Raw genomic sequence first — 23,682 nt, 5'->3', positions numbered from 1 at the left:
AAAAAGAACTTAACGACAAGTAAGTACTTTTTGACTGGCTATTTTGAGTTGTTCAAAAATTGCTTTAAATTATTATTTTACAAACTTTTTCTTGTTGCATAGGTTTGGAGATGAAAAACACACAGTATGGGCGTGTTTAAAGTAAAACATAGATTATAAGATTTTTTGAATTTATGCGTAGGTAATCTTCAACTTTTTATCTAGCGGACTGGTCAGCTTAGATAAAGTTTCGATACTAGTATTTTCTCCCTTTTCGACCCGCATGATTGCCGATTGAAGTATTTTCCATAATTCACTTACTCTTTTAGGTTTCTAAAGGATTCCTAATTTGATTGAGGTTTGATATTTTTTTCAGAGGTTGTATAATGAAGTTGTAAATTAAAGCGCTTTCAAAAGAGCTGTGTAAAGGGAGGATGGATTATTATGATGCCAAAATTTAAATACAAATTGAGTTGTGTAATGTTGATAAATATTTTTGTGGAAGTTTTAGTTGTGCTATTCTTCGGTGGGGCTATGCAGCTGCAAATTCCGACTCTGATTAATTTTTGGGGCCGTCCTGTTTATGAGTATACAGTTGAGAGCGGCGATCAAATTAATTCATTACTTATTACGTTAATTGTATTTTTCCTAGCTGAAACCTTGATCGGACTGGTTAGCCTTCATCTAAATGATGGGTGCAGTGATAAATATGTTTTTAAATTACCTGCATTTTTTGAAATGTTAAATATTAAACTGTGGAAGTTTTCTTTGTTGGATGGATTAGTTATTTGGTTAATTGCGCAGTCTTGGGTCTTTATTTTAATTGGATTTGCACTTTTAACGGTGGCTTCTAGTTTAGCGATTATTTTCAATTTAGCATTTGTTTTGTTTATCGTGGGAACGGTGGTAGTAAATATTGGAATGGGTCAAAAACATAAGTTGATTTGAATAAGGAGAGCAGCCATGAAATTTGTATATTTCATGGCTGCTTTTTTGTTGAACATTTATTTAAAAAGTAAATCGTTTTATTTGCTTAAGCAAATAAAATAGTGCATGATACCTGTGGAATCAAAAATAATACGTTTGAAAGGGTACAAGCATGCCTAAAGCAGATGAAATAGATACGTATATTCGGACGATAAATACGGTGTCTCATAAACTGAAAAAATACGTAAATGCACAATTAAAAGATTTGGGATTAACTTCTAGCACTTATTTTTTCGTTTTAAAAGTGGGCGAGAGAGGTCAACTATCACAAGATGAATTGTTTAATTTAATTCATTTAAACCCAAGTAATATCACGCGCGGCGTCGATCGTTTGATTAAACTAGGGTATATGTCAAAAGAACAGTCTGCCACTGATGCGCGAATGAAGATGCTTAAATTAACAAAACTTGGAAAGCAAAAGTACCACCAGTTAGTTAATCGGTTACCAACTATTAACGTATTCCTTGTCGACTCGTTAACCGCAAACCAGGTGAACGATTTTAAACAAATTATGAAAAATATGGAAACAAATTTGGACAGTTTAATTAAATGAGATTAAAAAAAGGAGCGTGTCGCTCATGACTGAATATGTAAAAGTTTATGGTAAAACTAATCAAGATTTAGTGATGCCAGATGAATTTGGACTAGTTTCTTCAGATTTACGAAAACGGAATGGTGAACAAGTTCGGGTTGAACGTTACCAACACGGCAAAAACGTAGTGCCCAACAATGCCCATGTGACTTTAGTGTTTGGTGAAGATGAACGTCTAATTAGTTACAATAATTTTGTTGGCGATTTAAATGCACCATTGCCAGCTAAAGATGCTTTGGTTCAGCAAGCGATGGCTGTATGGCAAAATTTGGATGCCCAGTATGCTGCTGGATTAGACTTTATGAGAATCGATAATTTGAAACGTTTTTATTTTGATGAGCAAGGAAAACTAAACGAATTTGCAGTGCTTTGGGTCAAATTTGCCCATCGCAATGGTTCCTATAATTGGGTTACTTTTGGTCCCGGCGGTCAGATAATGGAAGTTGAACGTGAATCTCATTGGGATTATATGCGGTCCAGACGTGCCACTGAGGAATGGAATTATGATAACTGGGTTCTTGCAAGAGAAGGCAAAGGGCCACAGTTAGCAGCTCCGGAAGCATTGGCCTAGAAAAATGTGAGGTGTTAGATGAACGATGTTGAGTATGACCGAACTATTAAGAAACTAGGTAGTTTGCGAGAACGTTTGCGACGATTAGAGGAAGATGATTACGTGACGGCCTCGTACAAGGGGTATAGCTCTGACGGTTTAACTTTAAATGAGATTTTAGAAGCAATTCAATCTGTGAATAAATCAATTGAATTGGCGGAAAATAAATTGGCAGACGAGCCCAAACAGTATTGATAAAGTGCTAACTTGAAAATTTTGAATAACGAAGGGTGCAGGGTTTGTTCTGGCATCCTTTTTTTATTTTTTGAATAATTATTATTAAAAGATGCATATTTTGGGAATAATTAGTGCTAAAATAGGCAAGTATTTCTATTTTAGAGAGAAGGATTTGTTTTGGACGATTTGGAAAACACCAACCAGCATAAGATTGGTCTGGTTGGCCTAATTTTGATGGTGTTCACTTCCATTTATGGAATTTCAAATACTACGGTTGCCTATGATCAAATGGGTTACGGCGCGATTTTGTGGTATGTGTTGGGGGCAATTTTATTTTTCCTTCCCAGCGTTATGATGTTTGCCGAATATGGATCGAGTTTTAAAGAGGCTCACGGAGGAATCTATTCGTGGCTAGCCGGATCAATTGGCGAAAAACTAGCTTTTATTGGCACGTTCATCTGGTTATCTGGGTGGATTGTCTGGCTAGTGTCGGAAGCTTCGAAAATTTGGATTCCGTTTGCGACAATGTTTTCTGGACATGACACCACCCAATCGTGGCACTTTCTAGGATTGAACAGCATTCAAACGATTGGTCTGATTGCAATTGTATTCATGATTGCAGTGACATTTTTCTCCACACACGGGATTAATCAAATCGCGCGTTTTGCAGCGTTTGGAGGAATTATTACCCTGACCATCACGGCTCTATTTCTGTTGATTAGTTTAGTGTTATTAGCAGTTCACAGTGGTCATTTGGCCCAGCCGTTTACCGCACGCTCAATTATTCATTCGCCAAACGGGCAATTCGGATCACCAATTGCGATTATGTCGTTTATTGTGTACGCCATTTTTGCTTATGGTGGAATGGAAACGATGGGCGGGGTTGTCGATAATGTCAAAGATTCATCTAAGACATTTCCGCGGGCTATGATTATTTCCACCATCATTATGTTAGTGGCTTACTCACTTGGCATCTTTCTTTGGGGAGTGAGCGCGAACTGGCAGGCGGTGCTTGGCAATAAGACGAGTGATTTGGGCAACGTTTTGTACGTTTTAATGAATAATTTAGGGGTTTCCATTGGCAAAACTATGCATTTATCAGGAGCCGCCAGCATTACGATGGGTAACTGGTTTGCGCGGGTAATCGGAATTGAAGAATTTTTATCCGATATGGGTGCCTTTTTCGTGCTTGTTTATTCACCTTTAAAGTCATTTATCATGGGATCACCAGCCAAGTTCTGGCCGAAGAAAATGACGAAACTAAACAAATTTGGCGTACCCGCATTTTCGATGTGGATTCAAGCCATTATTGTGGTGGTCATCATATTTGCAGTTTTATTTGGTGGCAGTAATGCACAGTCGTTTTACACGGTTTTACAGGATATGGAAAATATTTCTTCAGCGGTTCCGTACTTATTCTTGGTTGGGGCATTTCCGTTCTTTAAAAAGCGGACTGACTTAGAGCGGCCGTTTGTTTTCTTTAAAAACAAGACCATGACCTGGTCAATTACCATCATCACTTGGTTTGTGATTTTAATTGGCATTATCTTCACCGTGGTTGAACCTCTTTCAATTCACGATTATTACACGGCGTTTTGGACAGTAATTGGACCGGTATTCTTTGCGCTAGTTGCTTGGATATTTTATGAAGTGTCGGTTAAAAAGAGGAAAATCGATGTGCCAGATATTGATGATATTGATTAGTCTAAGCTAACAAGAAAACTTAGGGTAAGTGGTCAATAATACTAAACGAAAATAGAGATCGAAAATTTTAATTGAAAAATTTTCAATCTCTATTTTTAATGTAATTATTTTAGATTAGTGTACAAATTTTAAACTTTACCGATAGATTGTCTTTGACCACAGCAGTCTGGACTTATTGGAAAGTAGTTCTTTTAAAAATTAAAAATATCCTTTACGGCTTCCAAAGTTAACCGAACGAGTTTTGAATTTGCCTGGCCTACAATTTCTCCGTGCCGACTTTGAAAATCAAATCCGTGTAACTGTTGAAAGAGTAACATGCCTTTGATGCCTAATCTTGGATCAACAATCTGTTGGCGAAAAGGATCATTTTCGCGAACTGTACTGGTAACAGGAATAACCTGTACTAGTGGCGTGGTTTCGTTATATTCGGTGGCACTAACCACTAAACATGGACGCCGGATGTTATTTTTATTAGGGTTGTGACCGCCTGTTTCGTGTCCAGAATGAGGCTCAAAATCTAACCAAATGATGTCGCCTTGTTGTGGTTTTTTCACCATGAGTCATTAATCCTTTCTGAACCAACTGGAGGTTGCGTGTTGGGATCATAACCTAAATCATCGATGTCTTGTTGATAGTTATGATTTTTAGCTGCCTGTGTTGCATAACGATTTGTTTTTTTAGTGGGCTTAATGGGTACATAAATAATTCCAGCACTGGTCTGTGTAACTGCCAGTTCTGTGCCAGCATTAATATTTGCTTCTTTTGGGATAGTTACGGTGACCGAATTTCCTTGACGTCTTGTTTTATAAATACCTAAATATTTTTCGGAATCCATCATACTCACACTCCTTTGTATCTATAGTTTATCATGTATCTATTGTAAATACCAAACTGGAGATTGCAGGATATATGTGGCTACTCGACGGAACTTAAAAAGTAGCCGGACGGAAATTTAATTGCACTACGCAACAAAACTTTGACCGTTTAATTTTAGCAGTGGACATTAAACGTGACGTGGACTATTTTTAAATTAGTTATTAAATAAAGATAGCAAGTCAGAGTTATGTAAAAACGTATTTTTGATTGTGGTGAGAAATGTCCTGATGAAAGCACACTTCAGATTATTTCTGGTAAATGGAAAAAACTACAAAATAATGAAAAAGCTAGATTTGTTTAGACGTTGATCAAAGCTTTACCGGAATGGAGACGATATACCATGAAGGCGAATTGATTAGCATAACAAAGGAGGAAAAATATGAATGAGCGAGTAACATTTGCTAAAAAAGTACTAGAGTTTAATAAAGAGTTATCACACATTTCTATAGACTTACCTGAGGGCTTTAGAATTGTGAATCCATACAATGGAGAGCAGAGAGAAGCTGTCCATCGTATAACTACTACGTTCTATCAGAAATATTTTAACGATACTTTGCCTCGTCGATTAATACTAGGGAGTTCTCCTGCACGGCGCGGGACTGCTAGAACAGGAATCCCCTTTGAGGATGCAGATCATCTTAAAAAAGAAACCGGGATTCTGATTGATAATTTTCACATCAACCAGTCTTCGTCGAATTTTTTATACGATGTCATAAGTAACTATGGTGGAAGCAAGAAATTTTATGCTAATTTTTATTTAAATTTTGTGTGTCCATTAGGTTTAACTAGAATAAACGCAAAAGGAAATGAAGTAAATTGTAATTATTATGAAAGCAAACAGGTGCAGAAGCTTTTACTACCTTTTATTGTACGCTCGATTCGTCGGCAAATTAACTTCGGAATAGATACATCTGTGTGCTACTGTATCGGGAGTGGGGAAAATTACAAAGTATTAACAAAAATCAATAATGACTATCATTTTTTTAAGACGATCATTCCGCTAGAGCATCCGCGTTTTATCATGCAATACAATTCCCAAAATAAAGATAAATATATGGAAAAATATATCACCGCCTTAAGGCGCGATTAATATAGATAATTTATTAGTGACCGCAGTTGCTGGAGAAAAAAGATTACATTTAGGAGATGAAATTGTTGCGATTGACGGGGATTCGATAACGGAATTGGCAGAAAAATATAAAGAGCAACTAGATCTAATTGGAGAGCGGTAACGCTGGGATTTATTGGGCGGCTGAAGAGATGACCATTAAAACTATTAATAAAGCTACAAAAAAATTAAGCTTAATTAATATTTACCTAATTATCAAACAGAGCAGTCGTTTAAAAAATATCGCAGACATTTGGTTACATGAAATTAACAGATTTTTTTGACCCTGATGATGTGAAAAAAATGATTAAGAATAATCAAATGCAACTATCTCCAATTTGATCATGAATGTGTAGCGGGAGTGTTGAAGATCAAGCTTTTGAAAAATATATTGACCAGACCTTAGAACAGTATTATCTAAAGAATGGGTTTATATAGGTTTAACTTTTCTATTTTGGGGTGTTGTATGAAACCAGCAGCTGTTTTATTGATCGAGATGACCTAATTGGTGGTAACGAATATTATCTTGAACAAATAAAATAATGTTGGAAAATTGTACTTGATTTAAAGAAACTGATAAATAAGTCCAAAAAAAACGTTGAGAATTTAAATTCTCAACGTTTTTGTAGACAGTATTATCTGTAAATAATTACAGGTTCCGTTGTCGAAGTATTATCCCAAACCAATTTCATTTTGCTTGGGGGATTATTCAAACAACCGTGTGAGTGATACGTATCACGGTAACTTGGATTTCCATAAACCTTGGCCGGTTGCCATGGGCTATCGTGCATTCCCACGCCATCTTCCGTTAATGGCTCCCAATAAGAAACTTTACTAGAATATTTTGAACCGTTATCGTTGTTCCCAGTCAAAGTTGAAGGGCTCTGTTTGTACAGAATGTGGAACAACCCAGTTGGAGTCTCATGATTTCCTGAAAGGGTCCCACTCATAACCGGAATATCGGCTTTTTGTTTGCCATCAACATAAATATATTCATGTAAGGTAGTCAAATTAATTTCAACCCGGGTTGATCCAATTGCAGTGGAACGATTGTAACTAATATTTTGGCCAGAATAATTTTTCATATCCACAGTCGCGTTTGTTTTAACAGAGGAATCAATAAACTTCTTAGCCAACATTGCGGCTTCTGCATTTACATTGAGTGACCAGCCATAATTTGAAGCTGTCGATGTATTGGTTGAAACTGTCTTGTTGCTGTTTAAAAGCTTTACACTAATGACTTTACCCTGAGTGCTGTCAGAATTATTAATAGTTGTTAACTCAGCCTTTAAAGCAGATAAATCAATCGATGGTGTGCTACCAGGAGTTGAATTGACCAAGTATTTAGAACCACTTAATTTGTAATCCTTGCCACCTACGTGATAAACCAAGGTTTTTGATAATCCTTGCTGCAAAGCTTGTTTTGATTTTTCTGCACTAAATGTTGCGGCCTTGGTAGCTTTCACATAGTTTGTGCTGATTTTAATATCTTGGAGTTTGTTAACTTGGTTCTTATATTTGGCGAGAACTTTCGCGGCATCCACTTGAGTACCAGTTTTGCTAGCTTGTTTTTTAATGGCGCCATTCTTTAAATAGTAAGACGTCGGTTGTGCAACAGTGGCACTTTTATTATAAGCAGCAACAGCCTTGGTAACTTGATCTTTCAATGAAGTGTTTCGATAAGTCAGAGTTGTTTTAGAATTGCTGACGTCAACGGCTGCTTTCGAAGTGAACAATCCGTGGTGTTTTGTTAATTCAGATTTTATCTGAGCTTTGGTTACTTTGTCCAATTGTTGATCTTGTCCATCAACTAGTAATTTATTGTTTAGATAAACGCGATTGCTCACGGTAGAAGAAGAGTTCGCAAGCTTCTTTTCAGCCTGATTCACCGTTAAACGGGAAACGGATTGTCCGTTAATAATAGTGCCTGGCGCAAAATGAGTTTGGCCATACTGCCAAGCAAACACGCCACCCCCGATAATTATGATAATCAACACTGAAACAGTCCATGCTAACCAATGATTTTTTTTGGTCACTTTAGTTCTCCCCCAAATTTTAAATTTCTGAAACGTCTTGAGTAATTATGAAGCGTGGTGTAAAGGAAGTCAATGCAAAAAGCTTACTTTAAGTAAACTTTGATAATTACTCGAAATTGGGACTTGATTTTTTATGGTACAATTATCATTGTGGCATTTTTTCGATTTACATAATTATAAAATAAACTTTTTAAGGTGGTTATTTAATGAATACTTTTGATAAACCTGATCAACCGGTCGACCAAAATTGCCGTCCATACAATCGCCTTGCATTAGTTTTTACGCTGTTAGTTGGGACATTTAGTACTTTTCTAACAACAACGATGCTCACGACTGCTTTTCCGACGTTAATGAAATCATTTAATATTTCAACAACGACTGTCCAGTGGCTAACGACTGGATTCATGCTAATGATGGGAATTGTTATTCCGATTACCGGCTTCTTTCTGCAACGATTTTTCCACCCTCAAAACGAGGGGCAGCAATGGGCACAGCTGGACTGGTTATTGGCTTAGCACCAGCGATTGGGCCAACATTTTCTGGGTGGGTCCTTATGAACTATTCCTGGAGAATACTATTTCTCGCCATTATGCCTATTTCATTGCTAGTTTTAATCATGGGATTTTTCACTCTACGAAAAGTATTGCCTACCAAAAAGGCGCCCGTTGATTGGTCTTCCGTTGCACTTTCCATGGTTGGATTTGGGGCGATGCTATTCGGATTTTCATCAGTAGGAACTTATTCATGGACCAGCCCAGTGGTTTACGGAACTTTGATCCTCGGGGTTGTCGTAGTGGCAATTTTCATTATGAGATCTTTAAAGATCAAGAATCCGCTATTACAATTTAAAGTTTTTGAACATTCAGATTTCACTTTATCCGCAATTTTAGTATCTATTTCAAACATGTCCATGAACGGTTTTACCCTTGTTTTACCTTTGTATCTCCAAACAATCCGTGGGGAGTCGCCATTAGTTTCTGGACTGACTCTATTACCAGGTGCGATTACAATCGGGGTTATGAATCCAATTACAGGGCGGATTTTTGATCGTTTAGGAGCTAGAAATATGGCCATCGCTGGGATGTTTTTACTAACATTAACAACTGCGGCCTTTATTCCGATTACTGCTGAGACACCGGTTTTCTATCTGGTCTGCTTGTATGCAGTGCGGATGTTCGGAATTTCAATGGTCTTGATGCCGATTACGACAACCGGGATGAATGCATTGCCCCTTAATTTAATCGGGGATGGAACGGTGGTCAATAATACGGCGCGCCAGGTCTTTGCTTCAATGGGAACAGCCATCTTAGTTTCTGTGATGGCTAGTGTGACGCTAAATCATATGCCTTCTCACGCGATTGCGAAAGCTACTCCAATCTTGTTTCAAAAACTGTCATCAAATGCAAATGTCATTGGGTTTAGATATGCCTTTTTCATTGCAACTTGTTTTGCGTTAATTGGGTTGGCCTTAACCTTCTTCTTGAAAAAAGACACACGGGAGGCATATTAATATGATTGTTATTTTCTTAATTGCTGGTGCCTTAATTTTTGCGATCAGCATGATTTTTATCCATCCGGGTGTCAAAAAAATCATATGGGTGTCGATTGGATTGATTCTCAGTATCGGTGCCGTAGTGGTCATGACCCTAAATTACAATACTTTTTTGGGAATGAAAAAGGTTAGTCAAACGCAAACCTATCCGCTGACATCAAGCGTGAAAGGACAACATGCGCTTGCTTATCAACAGCTGGGGACCAAGAATGAACGTGTTTATTTTTATGCGACAAATCCAATGCAACAAAAGTTAGCCAAAACCAATCCAAGTACTGGAACTGCAAAAGTGACGCATAATTCTAAAATGAGCCAAGTTAAGATTACGCGCACTTATCGAGTCTATCGAAATGATGGGTTACGAATTTTATTTAGTAATGGGATTCCTAATCATCAGTTTGTCAGCCAAAATTATGAATTTAGATTAATGAGTGGTTGGAAACTGAAGAAAATTGCGGTACAAGATAAGAAAAGCTAGAAATTTTACTTAAAAGCAAACAAAAACGATGTGTAAGTGTAAACTCACGCATCGTTTTTAATTTAAATAAAAAATCTCTCCAGAATTCAGAGAGATCGAGTGCATTTATGATTTAACAGCAATATCACTAACTTTTGGCAATTGGGTGACAAATTTTTGATACGCGGATTCTTCATGAGTTTCTGTAATTGCAACGTTGTCTAAGTCTGCTGCATGTAAATCAGCTTCAGAAATCTCAATGTGATGCGTTACGGTAGCATTTCCAGTTAAATCGATCGTGTACGTATTGCCAATTTGATGAACAATCGTTTTGACCATGCCACCCGGATTATAAACGGTAATTTCTTGTTCAAAATGGCCTTGATCAGGGTGGGTGATTGCAAAGGCTAAACTAGTGGCCGACATGCCAGTTCCACAGGCATTTGTAAACCCAACACCGCGTTCATACGTGCGCACAAAAAGTTTATTGTCCTCAAGAATTTGAGCAAAGCTGACGTTTACACCATCTGGAAAATAGGGATTTTCCGCATTTAATCGTTTGCCTAAAATTCCTAAATCATCGGATGCTAATTCTTCGGCAGAAACGAAGCTGATTAGGTGGGGATTAGGAACCGCGATAGCTGTAAATTTAAGATTGGGAAGAAATTCGGGGACTGGTTGATCAATTAATTTCTCAGTATTTAAGTTTTTAAATGGTAATTTTTCGGCTGCAAACGAAACCGGCGAAATTTCAACGCTAAAGGCGGGCACACTGGTTGCAAAATTGCCGGATTTACTAACTTGTAGATCAGCGTTTAATGTTTGAACCTTAAATTGGTCTATATTGGATTCTTGAGCTAAATAGCGTGAAACGGTCCGTAAACCATTTCCACACATGGATGCTTCACTACCATCCGCATTGATGACACGCATTTGGGCTGCTACGCCTTCATGATTTGATTGATCAACTACCAAAACGCCGTCAGATCCATTCAAAATACCGGTTTGCGGATCGGCAATCTTTTTAGTGAATTTTATTAGTTCTTGATCGGAGAGCCGAGTTTTTAGTTTGGTTTGATCTAACAAGAAAAAGTGGTTTTCTGAGCCATGGACTTTATCAATTTGCATGGGTGTTGCTCCCTTCGTTACTTTTTAGCGTGAAAAATTGTTGATAAATTTGTTTAACAGCTTTTTTGGCGTCCGCCCGCTCTGTGCCTAACATGATGGAAATCCGAGAAGCACCTTGATTGATCATGTGGACGCCAATATTATTTTGAGCAAGAGGACGAATGATATTTTCAATTGTCCCAATTTTAGAACGCATGCCTTCACCAACGACCATAATAATGGCGTAGTCGTCAATCCAATCGAGTTGGTCGGGGTGCAGTGTATTTTTGATATCATAACACATTTCATGAATTGTGTGGTCATCTAGCTGTTGCTTATCAAAAATGATCGTTAAATCATCGATCCCAGAAGGCATGTGTTCATATGAAACATCATATTTGTACAAAATTTGAAGGAGTTTTAATGTAAATCCCACTTCTTTATTGAGCAAATAACGATGCAGATATAGGGCAGCAAAGCGATCAGAACTGGCAACTCCGGTAATCGTATGTTTTGGCTGGAAATTTTCTTCAGGCACAATCAGAGTACCAGGTAGCTCTGGGTGATTGGTATTCTTGACGTTAATTGGGACTTGGCCTTCAATGGCTGGAATGATGGCCTCATCGTGAAATACCGAGAAACCAGCATAAGAAAGTTCACGCATTTCGCGGTAGGTCATCTTTTTGATTGCCTGGGGATGCGCTACAATTCGAGGGTCGACTGCATAGATGGCATTTACATCTGTAAAGTTTTCGTATAAATCTGCATGAAGACCGCGAGCTACAATGGCGCCTGTAATGTCGGAGCCACCTCTTGAGAAGGTGGCAATTTGGCCATTGGGCGTAAAACCAAAGAAGCCCGGGAAAATAAGTTTTTCACCACCAAATTTTAAATGGGCAAGATTGTCATAGGTTTCCGGGCGAACAGTTGCATCGCTTGGATCGTCGGTTACGATAATGCCAGCTTCAAACGGATCAACAAAGCGGGCTTTAATATCGAGTTGATTTAAAACACTAGTTAAAAGCATCGCGTTTAAACGTTCACCATGAGCTTTAAAGGCGGCCATCAGATAAGCATTGCTGGGATAATCTTCATCAGGTAAAGATTTTAATTTGGTAATGATTTTTTGAATTGGTCTAGCTGGTAAACTAAAAAATTGACCAATGGCCTCGTAGCGATCCGCAATCATTTTTATAACCGGCTTTGCATCCGTATGGTCAATAACTGCTTGTGCATAGCTAATTAGAAGATCGGTTACTTTGGTATCGGTGGAAAAACGTTTACCGGGGGCTGAAACAACGACTATTTGTCGCTTAGGGTCAGCCGTGATGATATTGATAACTTTTTGAAAATGGGGACCGTCTGCCAGCGAGCTTCCGCCAAATTTTACAACATTCATGATTAGTTATGCCACTCCTTAAAATAAATTAAAAAAGATTTTATTAGAATTTGATTAGTTATTGTGAATTTTAGCATTAAATCTATGAATAGCAATAAAAAAATTTGATTTAGGACTTAATTTTCATCGGAAGGGTTGACTATCTGTGAAAAGTATTATAAACTTTTTAATAATTTAAGAGGTTGCAACCAACATGAGTCACAAGCTGAGTTTCTATCAAACTTAGAAGCTTGTAAAAGGGGCGGTTGCCGAAGCGCTGAATCTGGATAGAGATTTAGTTAGCTGGGACGCAGTTTAAGAGACTACGGACTGTCGCAGCAAAACATGTCGGCTGCGGGGCGCTATCGACAATTGATACAGAATAACGATAACTTAATTCTGGGATCTTTTTGTTTGCGCAAAACAAAAAGATCCCTTTTTTTATTTTAAAATGGCAAAATAACAGGAGAAATACAATGGATAAGCAGTTAGGAATTCAAAAAATTAATGCAGCGGGACATTTAACAATTGGTGGGATTGATGCTGCCGACTTGGCACATCAATTCGGCACACCATTGATTGCCTATGATGTTGCGAAGATTCGCCAACAGATTCAAAATTTTAGTCGGGTGTTTGAAGAAGATCAAGTTGCCTATGAAGTGAGCTACGCCAGCAAAGCGTTTGCGACAGTTGGCATGTTTCAAGTTGTTGCCCAAGAAAAAGGGCATATTGACGTCGTTTCAGGTGGAGAATTGTATACGGCTATTAAAGCGGGATTCCCGATGGACAAAATTAGTTTCCATGGGAACAACAAGTCGCGGGCCGAACTGGAAATGGCAGTTGACCAGCAAATTGGGGTCGTAATTTTAGATAATTTTTATGAAATTCAATTACTTAGTGAAATTTTGGCAGAAAAGGATCAGACCATAAACGTCATGTTACGTTTAACTCCCGGAATTTCTGCCCACACGCACAAGTACGATCAAACTGGCCAAGAAGACAGCAAATTTGGTTTTGATATCCAATCGGGGCAAGCTGAAGAAGCTTTGCAACAGGTTTTAGCTAATCATCGTATGACGATGCTCGGAATTCATGCCCATATTGGCTCACAGATTTTTGAAGTTGAAGGATTTGTGATGGCGGCCAATAAATTAGTTGATTTGGCGGCGGGTTGGCAGGCCAAGTTTGGTTTGAATATTCAAGTTCTAAATGTAGGGGGTGGATTTGGTATTCGTTACACCAAAGATGATGATCCAATTGCACCAGAAATGTTTGTTGATGCGATTGTTAAAGCGGTTCAAAAACGAGTTGCACTTCGTCAATTGAATATGCCTGCAATTTGGATTGAACCTGGCCGCTCCATTGTGGGTCCTGCCAGTTACAGTTTATACACAGTAGGTTCTCGAAAAGCAGTTCCGGGACACTTACCATATGTAACGGTCGATGGGGGCATGGGAGATAATATTCGTCCGGCGTTGTATCAAGCAGATTATGAAGCTGTTTTAGCCAACCGGGCCGCTGATGAAAATGAAGAAACGGTACGAGTAGCCGGAAAATATTGCGAATCCGGTGATGTTTTGATTCAAAAACAGGCGTTGCCAAAATCTCAACCTGGGGATACCTTGGCAATCCTATCAACCGGTGCTTACGGGTATTCAATGGCCTCCAATTATAATCGGAATCCGCGCCCGGCTGTAGTGTTTGTCGAAAACGGGCAAGCCAAAGTGGTTGTTAAACGAGAAAGTTACGAAGACCTGGTGAGTTTGGATCAGGATTACATTTAGATGTCGTATAATAGAAGAAGAGTAAAAATAATTTTTTAAGGTTGGCTTAATCCGGCAATCTTAAAATATACATACACACAAAATTCGAAGGGTAGGTTCAAGATATGGCACAGTTAGACGCACGTGAAATTATTGATTTTATTAGTAATGCTAAAAAGAAAACGGCGGTGAAAGTTTATTTAAAAGGTGATTTGGATAAACTTGATTTTCCGAACGCTATTCAAAGCTTTGTAGAATCCAAGGCTGGAACAATTTTCGGTGACTGGGCCGACGTTAAACCTTTCCTTGAAGCAAACAAAGCAGTAATTGATGATTACGTTGTTGAAAATGATGGTCGCAATACGGCTGTACCTTTGTTGGACACCAAAAATATCAATGCTCGTATTGAACCAGGTGCCATCATTCGTGATCAAGTTGTCATTGGTGACAATGCCGTGATTATGATGGGAGCCTTAATCAACATTGGTGCAGAAATCGGTGAAGACACGATGATTGATATGGGCGTTGTCATGGGTGGTCGAGCAACGGTTGGTAAACACGCACACATTGGAGCCGGAACAGTTTTAGCAGGGGTTGTTGAACCAGCATCAGCTGAACCAGTTCGGATTGATGATGATGTGATGATTGGCGCAAACGCCGTTGTTTTAGAAGGAGTACACGTCGGTAAAGGCGCAGTTGTGGCAGCAGGTGCGGTTGTGACCAAAGACGTTGAGCCTAACACGATGGTAGCCGGAGTTCCTGCTCGCAAGATGAAGGATATTGACGACCAAACACGATCAAAAACAGAACTAGAGGACACGTTAAGAAAGCTGTAAGCCAATGGAAAATAAAAGCCAAGCACCGCTAACAGAGTCGCAATTAATTCAAATCTATCAGGATTTACATCAAATCCCAGAGTTAGCAATGCAAGAAGTTCAAACGCATGCTTATTTAGAAAAAATTATTCGTCAATTTGACCAAACAAACTTAGATATGATAACACCAGCGCAAATGCCAACGGCCCTATTAGTTTTAGTTCATGGGAGTGTGCCAAAACGAACCGTTGGTTATAGGACAGATATTGATGGTTTGCCAGTAAAGGAAGAAACGGATTTGCCGTTCGCTTCAACACATCCAAATGTGATGCATGCTTGCGGACACGATATTCACATGTCAGTTGCTTTGGGCACACTGAATTATTTTGCCAGTCATCAGCCTAAAGATAATCTTTTGTTTTTCTTTCAACCAGCTGAAGAGAGCTTGAATGGCGGAAAAACAGCTTATGAAAAAAATGTGTTTACTGGTAAATGGCGTCCTGATGAATTTTATGGCCTCCATGATAATCCTGATTTACCAGTTGGAGCGATTGGCTGTCGGATGGGCACGTTGTTTGCTGGTACTACCGAAGTTGATGTTGATTTTTATGGTAAGGGTGGCCATGCAGCGTTTCCCCAAGATGCTAACGATATGGTTGTGGCTGCTAGCCAGTTTATTAATCAGGTGCAAACGATTGTGTCACGGAGCGTGGATCCTATCGAAGGCGGCGTAATTACGTTTGGCAAGTTTGAAGCTGGAACGATTCGCAATGTGATTGCGGGCCGAGCCCATTTGGAGGGAACCATTCGCGGATTGACGCAAACGATGATTGAACACATTGATCAGCGGATCAAAGAAGTTGCGAATGGGATTGCCCAGAGCTATCAAGCAACGGTGGAAGTGAAACTTAACCAAGGTGGTTACTGGCCAGTTGAAAATAATTCGGCTTTAACGAAAAACTTTATTTCCTATATGAAACAAGCAGAGAATGTACAATTTGTTGAAACGCAGCCGGCAATGACTGGAGAAGATTTTGGGTACCTATTAGCGAAGTTTCCAGGGACCATGTTTTGGCTGGGAGTTGAAGATGCCTCACAGTTGCATTCAGCCACATTAAAACCGAATCTAAAAGCGATTCAGCTTGGAGTTAGTGCCATTACGGGATTCTTACTAGATCGAATGAATAAATAATTAATAGGAAAGGAAATAAAATTATGTTTAAAAATGCAGATATTTTAACTGCGATTGTGACGCCGTTTGATGATCAGGGGCAAATCGATTTTCCGGCTTTAAAAACATTAACCAATCATCTTTTTGATACTGGTAGTCGGGGCTTTATTATTGGTGGAACTACAGGGGAAACTCCTAATTTAACGCATGATGAAAAAATTGAATTGTATACCCGGTTTGCTGAAATCGTTGATGGACGAGGACCAATCATTGCTGGGACTGGTAGTAACAACACCTTGGAAACGGCCCGTTTCACTAAAGAAGTTGGCCAAATTAAGGGCATTCATATGGCTCTTGTGGTTGTCCCTTATTACAATAAACCTAATCAACGCGGGATGGTTGCTCATTTTACAACCGTTGCCGATCAGTCACCAATTCCAGTTGCAATTTATAACATTCCTGGTCGAACGGGTGTCACCATGCAAAATGAGACGGTTGTTCAGTTAGCACAACATCCAAATATTCAGGCGGTTAAACAGTGCACTTCTTTAGAAGATTTGGAATACTTAGTTCAAAATACCCCAGATGATTTCATGGTCTACACAGGTGAAGATGCACAAACCTTGCCCGGGATTGCGATTGGCGCAAACGGGGTGGTTTCTGTAGCGGCACATATATATGGAAAAGATATGCGCGCAATGTTGGATGCTTTTTATGATGGTAACAGAGAGTTAGCGGCAAGTTTACAACGGCGTTTGACCCCTAAAATGGAAGCTTTATTCCTTTATCCATCACCATCACCTGTTAAGGCTGTTTTGAAGGCCCAAGGATTTCAAGTGGGCGGTAGTCGTTTACCGATCTTGCCATTGAATCACGAAGAGCGCCAAACATTGGCAAAAGCTTTGGGATTAAATGAGGAAGCCTTGGAAACAACTGATTTAGGCGAGTTAGGAGTTGCAGATGATTAAAATAATTATTGCGGGATTTAATGGTTCGATGGGCCAAAAAGCCGTCAAACTTGTGAATGACACAAAAGACTTTCAATTAGTTGCTGTATACAGCCCGGTAGTCACTGATTTACAGCCAGCCAGCTATGATTTAGCAGATGAGGTTCAGGTATTTAATGATCTTACGAACATCAAGACGGATGCCGATGTGTGGATTGATTTCAGCACACCAAAAGCAGTTTTTGAAAATACTAAATTTGCCTTGGGTCATCAAATTCGCCCGGTAGTGGGAACGAGTGGTTTATCGGATCAACAAGTTGAAGATCTCAAAGCCTACGCAAAAGATCAGCATATGGCTGGACTGATTGTGCCTAACTTTGGAATTTCGGCCGTTTTGTTGATGAAATTTGCAAAAGAAGCTGCTCAATATTTCCCTGAAGCAGAAATTATTGAAATGCACCATGCTGATAAAATCGATGCTCCTTCAGGGACTGCTTTAAGTACTGCAAAACAAATTAGTGAAGCCCGTGAGCCCCAAGCGGCTGATAATGCCAAGTTTGAAGAAACCTTACCAGGTGCTCGTGGTGGTAATTATAAAGGGATCAGAATTCATTCAGTACGGTTACCAGGATACGTGGCTCATGAACAGGTTTTATTCGGTAGTGAAGGAGAAGCCTTAACGATTCGTCAAGATTCCTTTACCCGCGATTCCTTCATGAAGGGTGTGGAAGTAGCCGTTAAAAATGTCGGGAAACTATCTGAATTGGTCGTCGGTTTAGAGAACGTTTTATCGTAAAAATTAAGGAGTGGTAGAATGCCAAAATTAAATGCAGCTTTAGAAAATCAAGTTAATCAACGTTTAGATTCGATCGGGCCATCTGGGATTCGTGCTTTTGACCAAAAGGTGACAGGTATTCCTGGACTAGTTAAATTGACTTTGGGCGAACCCGGTTTTAACACCCCAGAACACGTCAAAGAGGCCGCAGTAGAGAGCATTCGTAATAATGATTCTCATTATTCGGCTCAAAAGGGAACTCCCGCATTGCGAAATGCCATTAGTGGATTTCTAAAAACTCGTTACGATTTGGATTACGATGCAGATACGGAAATTGTCACTACAATTGGGGCCACAGAGGCCTTAGCCGCCAGCTTAATGGCAATTTTGAACCCTGGTGATAAAGTCATTGTGCCAACCCCAGCGTTTGCTTTGTATGTGCCCTTGATTACTATTGCAGGTGGAATTCCGGTTGAAGTAGATACCTCAAACGATAACTTTGTGCTAACGCCACAACGTTTAGAAGAAACCCTTGCCAATGAAGGCGATGCTGTTAAAGCAATCATCTTGACCTATCCGAATAATCCAACGGGTGTGGAATACACAGAGGCTGAATTACAAGGGTTAGCAGACGTGATTGCTACAAAACAAATGTTTGTTATCGCAGATGAAATTTATAGCGAACTTACATATGATATTACCCATCATTCAATTGCAGCAATGATTCCAGAACAAACAATTTTAATTAATGGTTTGTCAAAATCACATGCCATGACTGGATATCGAATTGGTTATATCGCGGCCCCGGCTGATTTTGTTAAAAACGCAGCTAAAATGCATGCCTTTTTAGTCACAGCGCCTTCAAATCCAGCCCAAGCAGCAGCTGCAGAAGCCTTAGCAAATGGCTTGGAAGATCCTCAAAAAATGTGTGTGCAGTATAAAAAGAGTCGGGACTATGTGATTGATTGCTTAGATAAATTAGGTTTCGAAACGGTTCCACCAAAAGGTGCCTTCTATATTTTTGCCAAGATTCCAGCGGCCTTTACGCAAAATTCAGTTGATTTTGCGACCGAGCTTGCTCAAGATGGCAAAGTTGGTGTGATTCCAGGAAGCGCGTTTGGACCTGGTGGTGAAGGCTACATCCGTTTATCGTATGCGGCAAGTGTGGAAGATTTGCATGCTGCAATGACAAATATGAAGGGTTTCATGGCTGCTAAAACAAGTGTGGCTTAGGTACTAAAAATTCATCAAGTAAAGAGGAAAATTAAATGGGCGAATATAATGTGGCTATTTTAGGTGCAACAGGTGCTGTCGGAACGCGTTTAATTCAACAATTAGAGCAATCTACTATTCCAGTGAAATCAATAAAATTTTTAGCTTCAGCAAGATCAGCTGGGAAACAATTGAAGTTCCGGGATGCACCAGTAGTGGTTGAAGAAGCTAAACCAGAATCTTTTGAAGGTGTTGATTTAGTATTGGCATCTGCAGGTGGGGATGTTTCCAAGCGTCTATTGCCAGAAGCGGTTAAACGGGGTGCTGTTTGTGTGGATAACACGAGCGCATTTCGAATGGACCCTGATGTGCCGTTGGTTGTGCCTGAGGTCAATGCGGAGGCTCTTAACCGACACCATGGGATTATTGCTAATCCAAACTGTTCAACGATCCAGATGGTGGTTGCGTTGGAACCCATTCGTAAGGCATTTGGATTAAAACAAGTGATAGTATCTACGTATCAGGCTGCATCTGGTGCGGGTCAACAGGCTTGGAACGAGATGAATACCCAAGCTCAGGAACATTTAGATGGCAAAGAAATGCAAAGTACTATTTTTCCTGTAAAGGGTGGGGCAAAGCATTATCCATTGGCTTTTAATCTCTTACCTCAAATTGATGTTTTTGAAGATGATGGCTATACACATGAAGAGTGGAAAATGATCCATGAAACAAAGAAAATCATGTTGGATGATATGGATGCCCCAGATATCAAGGTGACGGCAACTTGCGTCCGCGTTCCGGTTGGAATTGGACATGGCGAGACGGTGTACTTTGAGGTGGCTGATCCAAAGCAGGCGAGTCGCGAGAAGATTCAAGAAGCATTGGCAAAGGCTCCTGGGGTTGTGTTGCAGGATGATCCAGACCAACAGTTGTATCCACAACCGATTAATGCAGAAGGCAAACGAGAGACGTTTGTGGGCCGAGTGCGTGGTGATCAAGAGAATCTAGGAAGCTATCACATGTGGGTGGTTTCGGATAACTTGTTGAAGGGTGCTGCGTGGAATACGGTGCAGATTGCGGAGAAGTTGGTGGAACAGAAACTAGTGAGAGTAAAGTGAGCGTAACAAATCGTTAGACCTAAAAATATAAGCAAGGCGGAAGCGGGATCGCATCCCGCTGCTAGTTCTTGCGGCAGAATTTGGCCACAAGAATCGACAACGAACGGAGGAAAAAAGATTTTCGAATCGAAAATCATCCTTAATTCGAAGTAGTGTGAGCCTTGCTTATATTTTTTGGTCTGATTTGTGGAGCTGTCCTCAAAACGACGCGAAATATTAAAAAACTATCGCCTTGGTATAGAAGTAAAAGACTTCTATACCAAGGCAATAGTTTTTTCTGATTTTATTTCCGACGTCTCTAAAAAATTGACAACTAGGAGAATAAACACAATTTATCAGCATTTGCCAGGCTTATTCAAACTGAATTATGGCTTGATATAGCGATATCCTTGGTCTTGAAGCTGTGCCAAATCAATGATGCCGGCCGGCACAACTTTGACGGCTCGGGGTAACTGACTTGCCTGAATTTGATGGCTATTCATTGCATTTTGACAAGCATGGAAGCTCACCAAGTCTTTTGCGTTTTCAATGAATCGACCAATTTCCGGCGTTAAGTAATCACTAATGGCTGGGCCGTTTACAACAACGATCAAATCAATGCGTATCTGTTGTTCTTTGGAAAAATTAATTGCATTTTTTATGTTTGAAAGGGCTGATTGCCATTTCTCACGTTCATCAATATGAAAAACAATTTTCATAGCTTAGCCTCATTTCTTTACGCTAGTTCCAGTTTGATAATTAATTGTATAACCAGATTCAATATTAAAAATATAAACATTGAAATGAACAGCATTACTACCAATCGATTGACCTTCCATGTGAATCCCACGAGCAACTAATTCTGTTCCGCGGAAGACAGGGGTCACACGATAGCGAACGTAATGATTTTTATTTTCCTTAACGTAGGCGGCTACTTCGTTTTCGTAAGTGGTCATTTCGGGATCATTTAAAGAACGCGTACCAGTCATTAAATTTTTAGCGTTATTATTTTGACCAGTCAATTGATAGCCGATTAAATGACATCGATTGTATAACCAACCGTTACTTGTCCGTTTATTATGCCAACCAGTGGGATCAACATCCAATGATTCACGTTCTGTTTTTGGCATGAGGCGCTTGTTCAAAAGGGCATTAGCGGCGGAAACGCGATTATAACTATCCAAATTGCCATATGTTTGCCAGGCGCTACGGCTAGTTGAGAGGTCAGTATTTGAAAAATCAGGCTCATTTTGATTAATGGTAATTGTTTGCTGTCCGGCATATTGCTTAGTGGCTAATTCAGCCTGACTAGTCGAAGGGGTACTACTTGTTTTACTGGTGTCTGATTGTGATTTGGCAATTGATAAATGAAGACTGCCTGCTTTCTTTTTTAAAGAAGATGAGCGTGACGAAAGGGTGCTTTCTAATTTGCTATTTTTAGATTGTAATGAGGTTGCCAGTCTAGATGCACTTGAGTCAACCCGGGTTACCACTTTGGTCGACATAACATCTTTTAAATGATTAGACTTGTGTCGCGCATATGTACCTGCCTGATTCCAACTCAATAACAAGGTAATGATTGCTAAAAGAGCGAACCAAAGGCGGTCCTTACGTTGACGGAAGGCCACAATGATGGCGAAGAGACCAATAATTAAAAATATAATTCCAATAAACATATTCAAATTCTCTCCTGACTATCTTTTAGCTTTTCGATATCCTGCGGCTTGAGCTTCAGCCTCGGTATTAAAATAGATCGCGTTTTTGGAACTCATATGGTAGCCGGCTTGATCGGGTGTATGGTAAATTTTAGAATTTACATTGCCGACAATTTTTTTAGTATTCCCAGTGTCTAAATCGCCTTGAGTAGAAGTGCGGTTGGCTTTGGTGGAACTCGAAGCCTGAGCTTGCTGAGATGCTTTTTTTGCCTGCTGACTTTCTGACACACTGTCTGCTTTTTGTGAAGCAATGGACTCAGAAGAAGCCGCTTTTTCTGAAGAGATAGCTTCAGAGGAGACTACTTTTTGTGAACTAACTTTGTCGACCAGCTTTTCAACGGACTCAGATTGCTTGTCCACTTTTGAAGAATCTTTTTCGAGCTGGTAGGCTTGAATTCTGGCAGAAGCCAAATCTTTTTTTCCCACAGTTTTAGTTTTGTAGATTTTTTTTACAGGTGGTTTGGCAGTTGACGGAGCCGGATTAGTGCTCTGAAATCCAAAAATTGATACACAGAAAATTAGTAATGCGCACAAAAGAAATGTTTTATTTCTTTTATTTGGCACATGAAAAAGCAAATGATGCGTAACTTTATTGTATAGGAAGATAATCTCCAAAATTATCATTCCTAGAAAACTAAGTGCGAGTAACCCCGCAAAAAAATTATTCATAATAAACTTCACTCCCTATTAACTATCATACCTGGCTGTAGGACGCAAAACAATAGGGAACACTGGAGATAGACGAATTTGTACGAGTCGTTTTGTTTGTAAGAAAAGGGGATTCCTGTTAAGCTTTATGTAATGTGTTTTATCAGTTTGGTTATTAAGGGTACGGAGTTCTAAGAGCGTCACTCCTTTCGTAATTGGCTTGTGGGATACAAAAATTTTTAAAACGCGCATTGCGCAAGGAGGATTCATTCACATGGAAAAAGGAAAAGTTAAATGGTTTAACCCTGATAAGGGATTTGGTTTTATCAATCGCGAAAATGGTGACGATGTATTCGTTCACTTCTCAGCTATTCAAGGCGACGGCTTCAAGACATTGGAAGAAAACCAAGAAGTTACTTTCGACGTTGAAGACAGTGACCGTGGACCACAAGCTGTTAACGTTCAAAAACAGTAAAGCTTTCGCGCCTGATAAGTTACTTCTTAGGCAAATTAAAAAGCGAGGTTTTATTTATTAAATATTCTGACAAAGAATGCAAAACAGAACAACATACGTTATTAGAAGATTTAGAGGCTGAATTCGGCTCTAATGTCGATGTCTACTAAAGCTGGACGTACAAAATAACCCCTGTAATTGTAAAATTACAGGGGTTATTTTGATATAGAAATGAACTACTTTTTCTTTAAAGCACGATCAAACTGATTTAACCACTTAGAAGCGCTCACCGTTTTGTAGGGCTTTGCGCTTAAAACCAGTTCATCCAAGCTAATTTGATAGATTGAATGAAGTTTGACTAAATCATCTAAATTTGGTTCCGCTTCGCCGTGTTCCCATTCAGTAATCAAATCAGGACTAACTTCTAATTCTTTGGCCAAGGCGCTTCTTGTGTAGCCGGCCCGTTTGCGTTGCCTAATAAGTTGATCTGCAAAGGTCATTGCGGGTTTTCCTTTTGTTGCA

General features: G+C 39.5%; 24 protein-coding genes, 1 pseudogene and 1 riboswitch. Of the genes and pseudogenes, 16 read left to right on the top strand and 9 right to left on the bottom strand.

The annotated features are described in order from the left end of the window. Positions 1 to 423 precede the first annotated feature (423 nt). From ACLHK8_RS05195 to yjeM, 5 genes are all read left to right on the top strand, one after another. Positions 424 to 927, top strand: coding sequence for a hypothetical protein (locus ACLHK8_RS05195; RefSeq protein WP_434520436.1), 504 nt, complete (start codon positions 424 to 426; stop codon positions 925 to 927). Between the two features lie 151 nt (positions 928 to 1,078). Continuing rightward, a complete protein-coding gene (locus tag ACLHK8_RS05190; RefSeq protein WP_434520435.1) occupies positions 1,079 to 1,519 on the top strand; it encodes a MarR family winged helix-turn-helix transcriptional regulator in 441 nt (146 codons plus the stop codon). Between the two features lie 25 nt (positions 1,520 to 1,544). Next, positions 1,545 to 2,129 carry a hypothetical protein gene (locus ACLHK8_RS05185; RefSeq protein WP_057773380.1) on the top strand — a complete coding sequence of 195 codons (585 nt, stop codon included), beginning with the start codon at positions 1,545 to 1,547 and terminating at the stop codon, positions 2,127 to 2,129. 18 nt (positions 2,130 to 2,147) lie between these two features. Beyond that, complete coding sequence (locus tag ACLHK8_RS05180) at positions 2,148 to 2,363, top strand: hypothetical protein (RefSeq protein WP_057773383.1); 216 nt, start codon at positions 2,148 to 2,150, stop codon at positions 2,361 to 2,363. Between the two features lie 159 nt (positions 2,364 to 2,522). After that, entirely contained in the window at positions 2,523 to 4,049 is a 1,527-nt protein-coding gene (gene yjeM / locus ACLHK8_RS05175) for a glutamate/gamma-aminobutyrate family transporter YjeM (protein WP_434520434.1), read from the top strand. A 191-nt stretch (positions 4,050 to 4,240) separates the two neighbouring features. Here the strand turns inward: yjeM and ACLHK8_RS05170 are convergent, their stop codons facing one another. After that, a complete protein-coding gene (locus ACLHK8_RS05170; RefSeq protein ID WP_057773385.1) occupies positions 4,241 to 4,606 on the bottom strand; it encodes a type II toxin-antitoxin system PemK/MazF family toxin in 366 nt (121 codons plus the stop codon). After that, positions 4,600 to 4,887, bottom strand: a complete 288-nt coding sequence (locus tag ACLHK8_RS05165) for an AbrB/MazE/SpoVT family DNA-binding domain-containing protein (protein WP_434520433.1) — start codon at positions 4,885 to 4,887, stop codon at positions 4,600 to 4,602. The genes ACLHK8_RS05170 and ACLHK8_RS05165 overlap by 7 nt, the downstream gene beginning before the upstream one ends. Before the next feature lie 417 nt (positions 4,888 to 5,304). Between ACLHK8_RS05165 and ACLHK8_RS05160 the strand changes: the two genes are divergently transcribed. Beyond that, entirely contained in the window at positions 5,305 to 6,015 is a 711-nt protein-coding gene (locus ACLHK8_RS05160; RefSeq protein WP_057773389.1) for a uracil-DNA glycosylase family protein, read from the top strand. A 653-nt stretch (positions 6,016 to 6,668) separates the two neighbouring features. Here the strand turns inward: ACLHK8_RS05160 and ACLHK8_RS05155 are convergent. Beyond that, entirely contained in the window at positions 6,669 to 8,069 is a 1,401-nt protein-coding gene (locus ACLHK8_RS05155; RefSeq protein WP_434520432.1) for a L,D-transpeptidase, read from the bottom strand. A 206-nt stretch (positions 8,070 to 8,275) separates the two neighbouring features. Between ACLHK8_RS05155 and ACLHK8_RS05150 the strand changes: the two are divergent. Next, positions 8,276 to 9,579, top strand: a pseudogene (locus tag ACLHK8_RS05150) (MFS transporter). A 1-nt stretch (position 9,580) separates the two neighbouring features. After that, a complete protein-coding gene (locus tag ACLHK8_RS05145) occupies positions 9,581 to 10,099 on the top strand; it encodes a DUF4811 domain-containing protein (protein WP_057773391.1) in 519 nt (172 codons plus the stop codon). A 105-nt stretch (positions 10,100 to 10,204) separates the two neighbouring features. Here ACLHK8_RS05145 and dapF read toward each other — a convergent pair whose 3' ends face one another. Both dapF and ACLHK8_RS05135 read right to left on the bottom strand, forming a co-directional pair. Beyond that, positions 10,205 to 11,206, bottom strand: coding sequence for a diaminopimelate epimerase (gene dapF / locus ACLHK8_RS05140; protein WP_057773392.1), 1,002 nt, complete (start codon positions 11,204 to 11,206; stop codon positions 10,205 to 10,207). Then, positions 11,196 to 12,584 carry an aspartate kinase gene (locus ACLHK8_RS05135; protein WP_057773394.1) on the bottom strand — a complete coding sequence of 463 codons (1,389 nt, stop codon included), beginning with the start codon at positions 12,582 to 12,584 and terminating at the stop codon, positions 11,196 to 11,198. Before ACLHK8_RS05135 ends, dapF begins: the two co-directional genes overlap by 11 nt. A gap of 168 nt (positions 12,585 to 12,752) precedes the next feature. Further along, positions 12,753 to 12,936, top strand: a riboswitch (Lysine riboswitch). A 103-nt stretch (positions 12,937 to 13,039) separates the two neighbouring features. Between ACLHK8_RS05135 and lysA the strand changes: the two genes are divergently transcribed. The 7 genes from lysA to ACLHK8_RS05100 all read left to right on the top strand — a co-directional run bounded on the left by lysA (position 13,040) and on the right by ACLHK8_RS05100 (position 20,364). After that, on the top strand, positions 13,040 to 14,347 hold the full coding sequence (lysA, locus tag ACLHK8_RS05130) for a diaminopimelate decarboxylase (protein WP_434520431.1): 1,308 nt from the start codon (positions 13,040 to 13,042) through the stop codon (positions 14,345 to 14,347). Positions 14,348 to 14,451: 104 nt separating this feature from the next. Next, positions 14,452 to 15,162 (top strand): 2,3,4,5-tetrahydropyridine-2,6-dicarboxylate N-acetyltransferase, encoded by a 711-nt coding sequence (gene dapD, locus ACLHK8_RS05125; protein WP_323715249.1) that lies wholly within the window; start codon positions 14,452 to 14,454, stop codon positions 15,160 to 15,162. A 4-nt stretch (positions 15,163 to 15,166) separates the two neighbouring features. Next, entirely contained in the window at positions 15,167 to 16,333 is a 1,167-nt protein-coding gene (locus ACLHK8_RS05120) for an N-acetyldiaminopimelate deacetylase (protein WP_323715248.1), read from the top strand. 23 nt (positions 16,334 to 16,356) lie between these two features. After that, positions 16,357 to 17,280, top strand: a complete 924-nt coding sequence (dapA, locus tag ACLHK8_RS05115) for a 4-hydroxy-tetrahydrodipicolinate synthase (protein WP_434520430.1) — start codon at positions 16,357 to 16,359, stop codon at positions 17,278 to 17,280. After that, entirely contained in the window at positions 17,273 to 18,055 is a 783-nt protein-coding gene (dapB, locus tag ACLHK8_RS05110; RefSeq protein WP_063698293.1) for a 4-hydroxy-tetrahydrodipicolinate reductase, read from the top strand. The genes dapA and dapB overlap by 8 nt, the downstream gene beginning before the upstream one ends. Before the next feature lie 18 nt (positions 18,056 to 18,073). After that, positions 18,074 to 19,267 carry an aminotransferase class I/II-fold pyridoxal phosphate-dependent enzyme gene (locus tag ACLHK8_RS05105; protein ID WP_057773405.1) on the top strand — a complete coding sequence of 398 codons (1,194 nt, stop codon included), beginning with the start codon at positions 18,074 to 18,076 and terminating at the stop codon, positions 19,265 to 19,267. Between the two features lie 35 nt (positions 19,268 to 19,302). Continuing rightward, on the top strand, positions 19,303 to 20,364 hold the full coding sequence (locus ACLHK8_RS05100) for an aspartate-semialdehyde dehydrogenase (RefSeq protein ID WP_323715246.1): 1,062 nt from the start codon (positions 19,303 to 19,305) through the stop codon (positions 20,362 to 20,364). Positions 20,365 to 20,729: 365 nt separating this feature from the next. Here ACLHK8_RS05100 and ACLHK8_RS05095 read toward each other — a convergent pair whose 3' ends face one another. Genes ACLHK8_RS05095 through ACLHK8_RS05085 form a run of 3 tightly spaced genes read right to left on the bottom strand, consistent with a single transcriptional unit; the run spans position 20,730 to position 22,727 of the window. Beyond that, positions 20,730 to 21,062: a DsrE family protein gene (locus ACLHK8_RS05095; protein WP_057773409.1), complete on the bottom strand. Its 333-nt coding sequence runs from the start codon at positions 21,060 to 21,062 to the stop codon at positions 20,730 to 20,732. A gap of 9 nt (positions 21,063 to 21,071) precedes the next feature. Then, positions 21,072 to 22,019 (bottom strand): DNA/RNA non-specific endonuclease, encoded by a 948-nt coding sequence (locus tag ACLHK8_RS05090; protein WP_323715245.1) that lies wholly within the window; start codon positions 22,017 to 22,019, stop codon positions 21,072 to 21,074. A gap of 18 nt (positions 22,020 to 22,037) precedes the next feature. Next, positions 22,038 to 22,727: a sunset domain-containing protein gene (locus ACLHK8_RS05085; RefSeq protein WP_323715244.1), complete on the bottom strand. Its 690-nt coding sequence runs from the start codon at positions 22,725 to 22,727 to the stop codon at positions 22,038 to 22,040. 253 nt (positions 22,728 to 22,980) lie between these two features. On the opposite strand from ACLHK8_RS05085, the gene ACLHK8_RS05080 reads away from it, so the two are divergent. Next, on the top strand, positions 22,981 to 23,181 hold the full coding sequence (locus ACLHK8_RS05080) for a cold-shock protein (protein ID WP_057749326.1): 201 nt from the start codon (positions 22,981 to 22,983) through the stop codon (positions 23,179 to 23,181). 215 nt (positions 23,182 to 23,396) lie between these two features. Here ACLHK8_RS05080 and ACLHK8_RS05075 read toward each other — a convergent pair whose 3' ends face one another. Beyond that, positions 23,397 to 23,660, bottom strand: a complete 264-nt coding sequence (locus tag ACLHK8_RS05075; RefSeq protein ID WP_323715241.1) for a helix-turn-helix domain-containing protein — start codon at positions 23,658 to 23,660, stop codon at positions 23,397 to 23,399. Positions 23,661 to 23,682: the final 22 nt, after the last annotated feature.

Source organism: Pediococcus sp. M21F004, from assembly GCF_051122535.1.
Classification (GTDB): Bacteria; Bacillota; Bacilli; order Lactobacillales; family Lactobacillaceae; genus Pediococcus; species Pediococcus inopinatus.
The sequence above is the reverse complement of the archived record's forward strand: the minus strand, read 5'-3'. Positions and strand labels throughout refer to the sequence as shown.

Excerpts from the sequence above, each read along its gene's own strand:
- ACLHK8_RS05195 (WP_434520436.1), top strand. The coding sequence starts at position 424 with ATGATGCCAAAATTTAAATACAAATTGAGTTGTGTAATGTTGATAAAT.
- ACLHK8_RS05190 (WP_434520435.1), top strand. The coding sequence starts at position 1,079 with ATGCCTAAAGCAGATGAAATAGATACGTATATTCGGACGATAAATACG.
- ACLHK8_RS05185 (WP_057773380.1), top strand. The coding sequence starts at position 1,545 with ATGACTGAATATGTAAAAGTTTATGGTAAAACTAATCAAGATTTAGTG.
- ACLHK8_RS05180 (WP_057773383.1), top strand. The coding sequence starts at position 2,148 with ATGAACGATGTTGAGTATGACCGAACTATTAAGAAACTAGGTAGTTTG.
- ACLHK8_RS05170 (WP_057773385.1), bottom strand. The coding sequence starts at position 4,606 with ATGGTGAAAAAACCACAACAAGGCGACATCATTTGGTTAGATTTTGAG.
- ACLHK8_RS05165 (WP_434520433.1), bottom strand. The coding sequence starts at position 4,887 with ATGATGGATTCCGAAAAATATTTAGGTATTTATAAAACAAGACGTCAA.
- ACLHK8_RS05160 (WP_057773389.1), top strand. The coding sequence starts at position 5,305 with ATGAATGAGCGAGTAACATTTGCTAAAAAAGTACTAGAGTTTAATAAA.
- ACLHK8_RS05145 (WP_057773391.1), top strand. The coding sequence starts at position 9,581 with ATGATTGTTATTTTCTTAATTGCTGGTGCCTTAATTTTTGCGATCAGC.
- dapF (WP_057773392.1), bottom strand. The coding sequence starts at position 11,206 with ATGCAAATTGATAAAGTCCATGGCTCAGAAAACCACTTTTTCTTGTTA.
- ACLHK8_RS05135 (WP_057773394.1), bottom strand. The coding sequence starts at position 12,584 with ATGAATGTTGTAAAATTTGGCGGAAGCTCGCTGGCAGACGGTCCCCAT.
- lysA (WP_434520431.1), top strand. The coding sequence starts at position 13,040 with ATGGATAAGCAGTTAGGAATTCAAAAAATTAATGCAGCGGGACATTTA.
- dapD (WP_323715249.1), top strand. The coding sequence starts at position 14,452 with ATGGCACAGTTAGACGCACGTGAAATTATTGATTTTATTAGTAATGCT.
- ACLHK8_RS05120 (WP_323715248.1), top strand. The coding sequence starts at position 15,167 with ATGGAAAATAAAAGCCAAGCACCGCTAACAGAGTCGCAATTAATTCAA.
- dapA (WP_434520430.1), top strand. The coding sequence starts at position 16,357 with ATGTTTAAAAATGCAGATATTTTAACTGCGATTGTGACGCCGTTTGAT.
- dapB (WP_063698293.1), top strand. The coding sequence starts at position 17,273 with ATGATTAAAATAATTATTGCGGGATTTAATGGTTCGATGGGCCAAAAA.
- ACLHK8_RS05105 (WP_057773405.1), top strand. The coding sequence starts at position 18,074 with ATGCCAAAATTAAATGCAGCTTTAGAAAATCAAGTTAATCAACGTTTA.
- ACLHK8_RS05100 (WP_323715246.1), top strand. The coding sequence starts at position 19,303 with ATGGGCGAATATAATGTGGCTATTTTAGGTGCAACAGGTGCTGTCGGA.
- ACLHK8_RS05095 (WP_057773409.1), bottom strand. The coding sequence starts at position 21,062 with ATGAAAATTGTTTTTCATATTGATGAACGTGAGAAATGGCAATCAGCC.
- ACLHK8_RS05090 (WP_323715245.1), bottom strand. The coding sequence starts at position 22,019 with ATGTTTATTGGAATTATATTTTTAATTATTGGTCTCTTCGCCATCATT.
- ACLHK8_RS05085 (WP_323715244.1), bottom strand. The coding sequence starts at position 22,727 with ATGAATAATTTTTTTGCGGGGTTACTCGCACTTAGTTTTCTAGGAATG.
- ACLHK8_RS05080 (WP_057749326.1), top strand. The coding sequence starts at position 22,981 with ATGGAAAAAGGAAAAGTTAAATGGTTTAACCCTGATAAGGGATTTGGT.
- ACLHK8_RS05075 (WP_323715241.1), bottom strand. The coding sequence starts at position 23,660 with ATGACCTTTGCAGATCAACTTATTAGGCAACGCAAACGGGCCGGCTAC.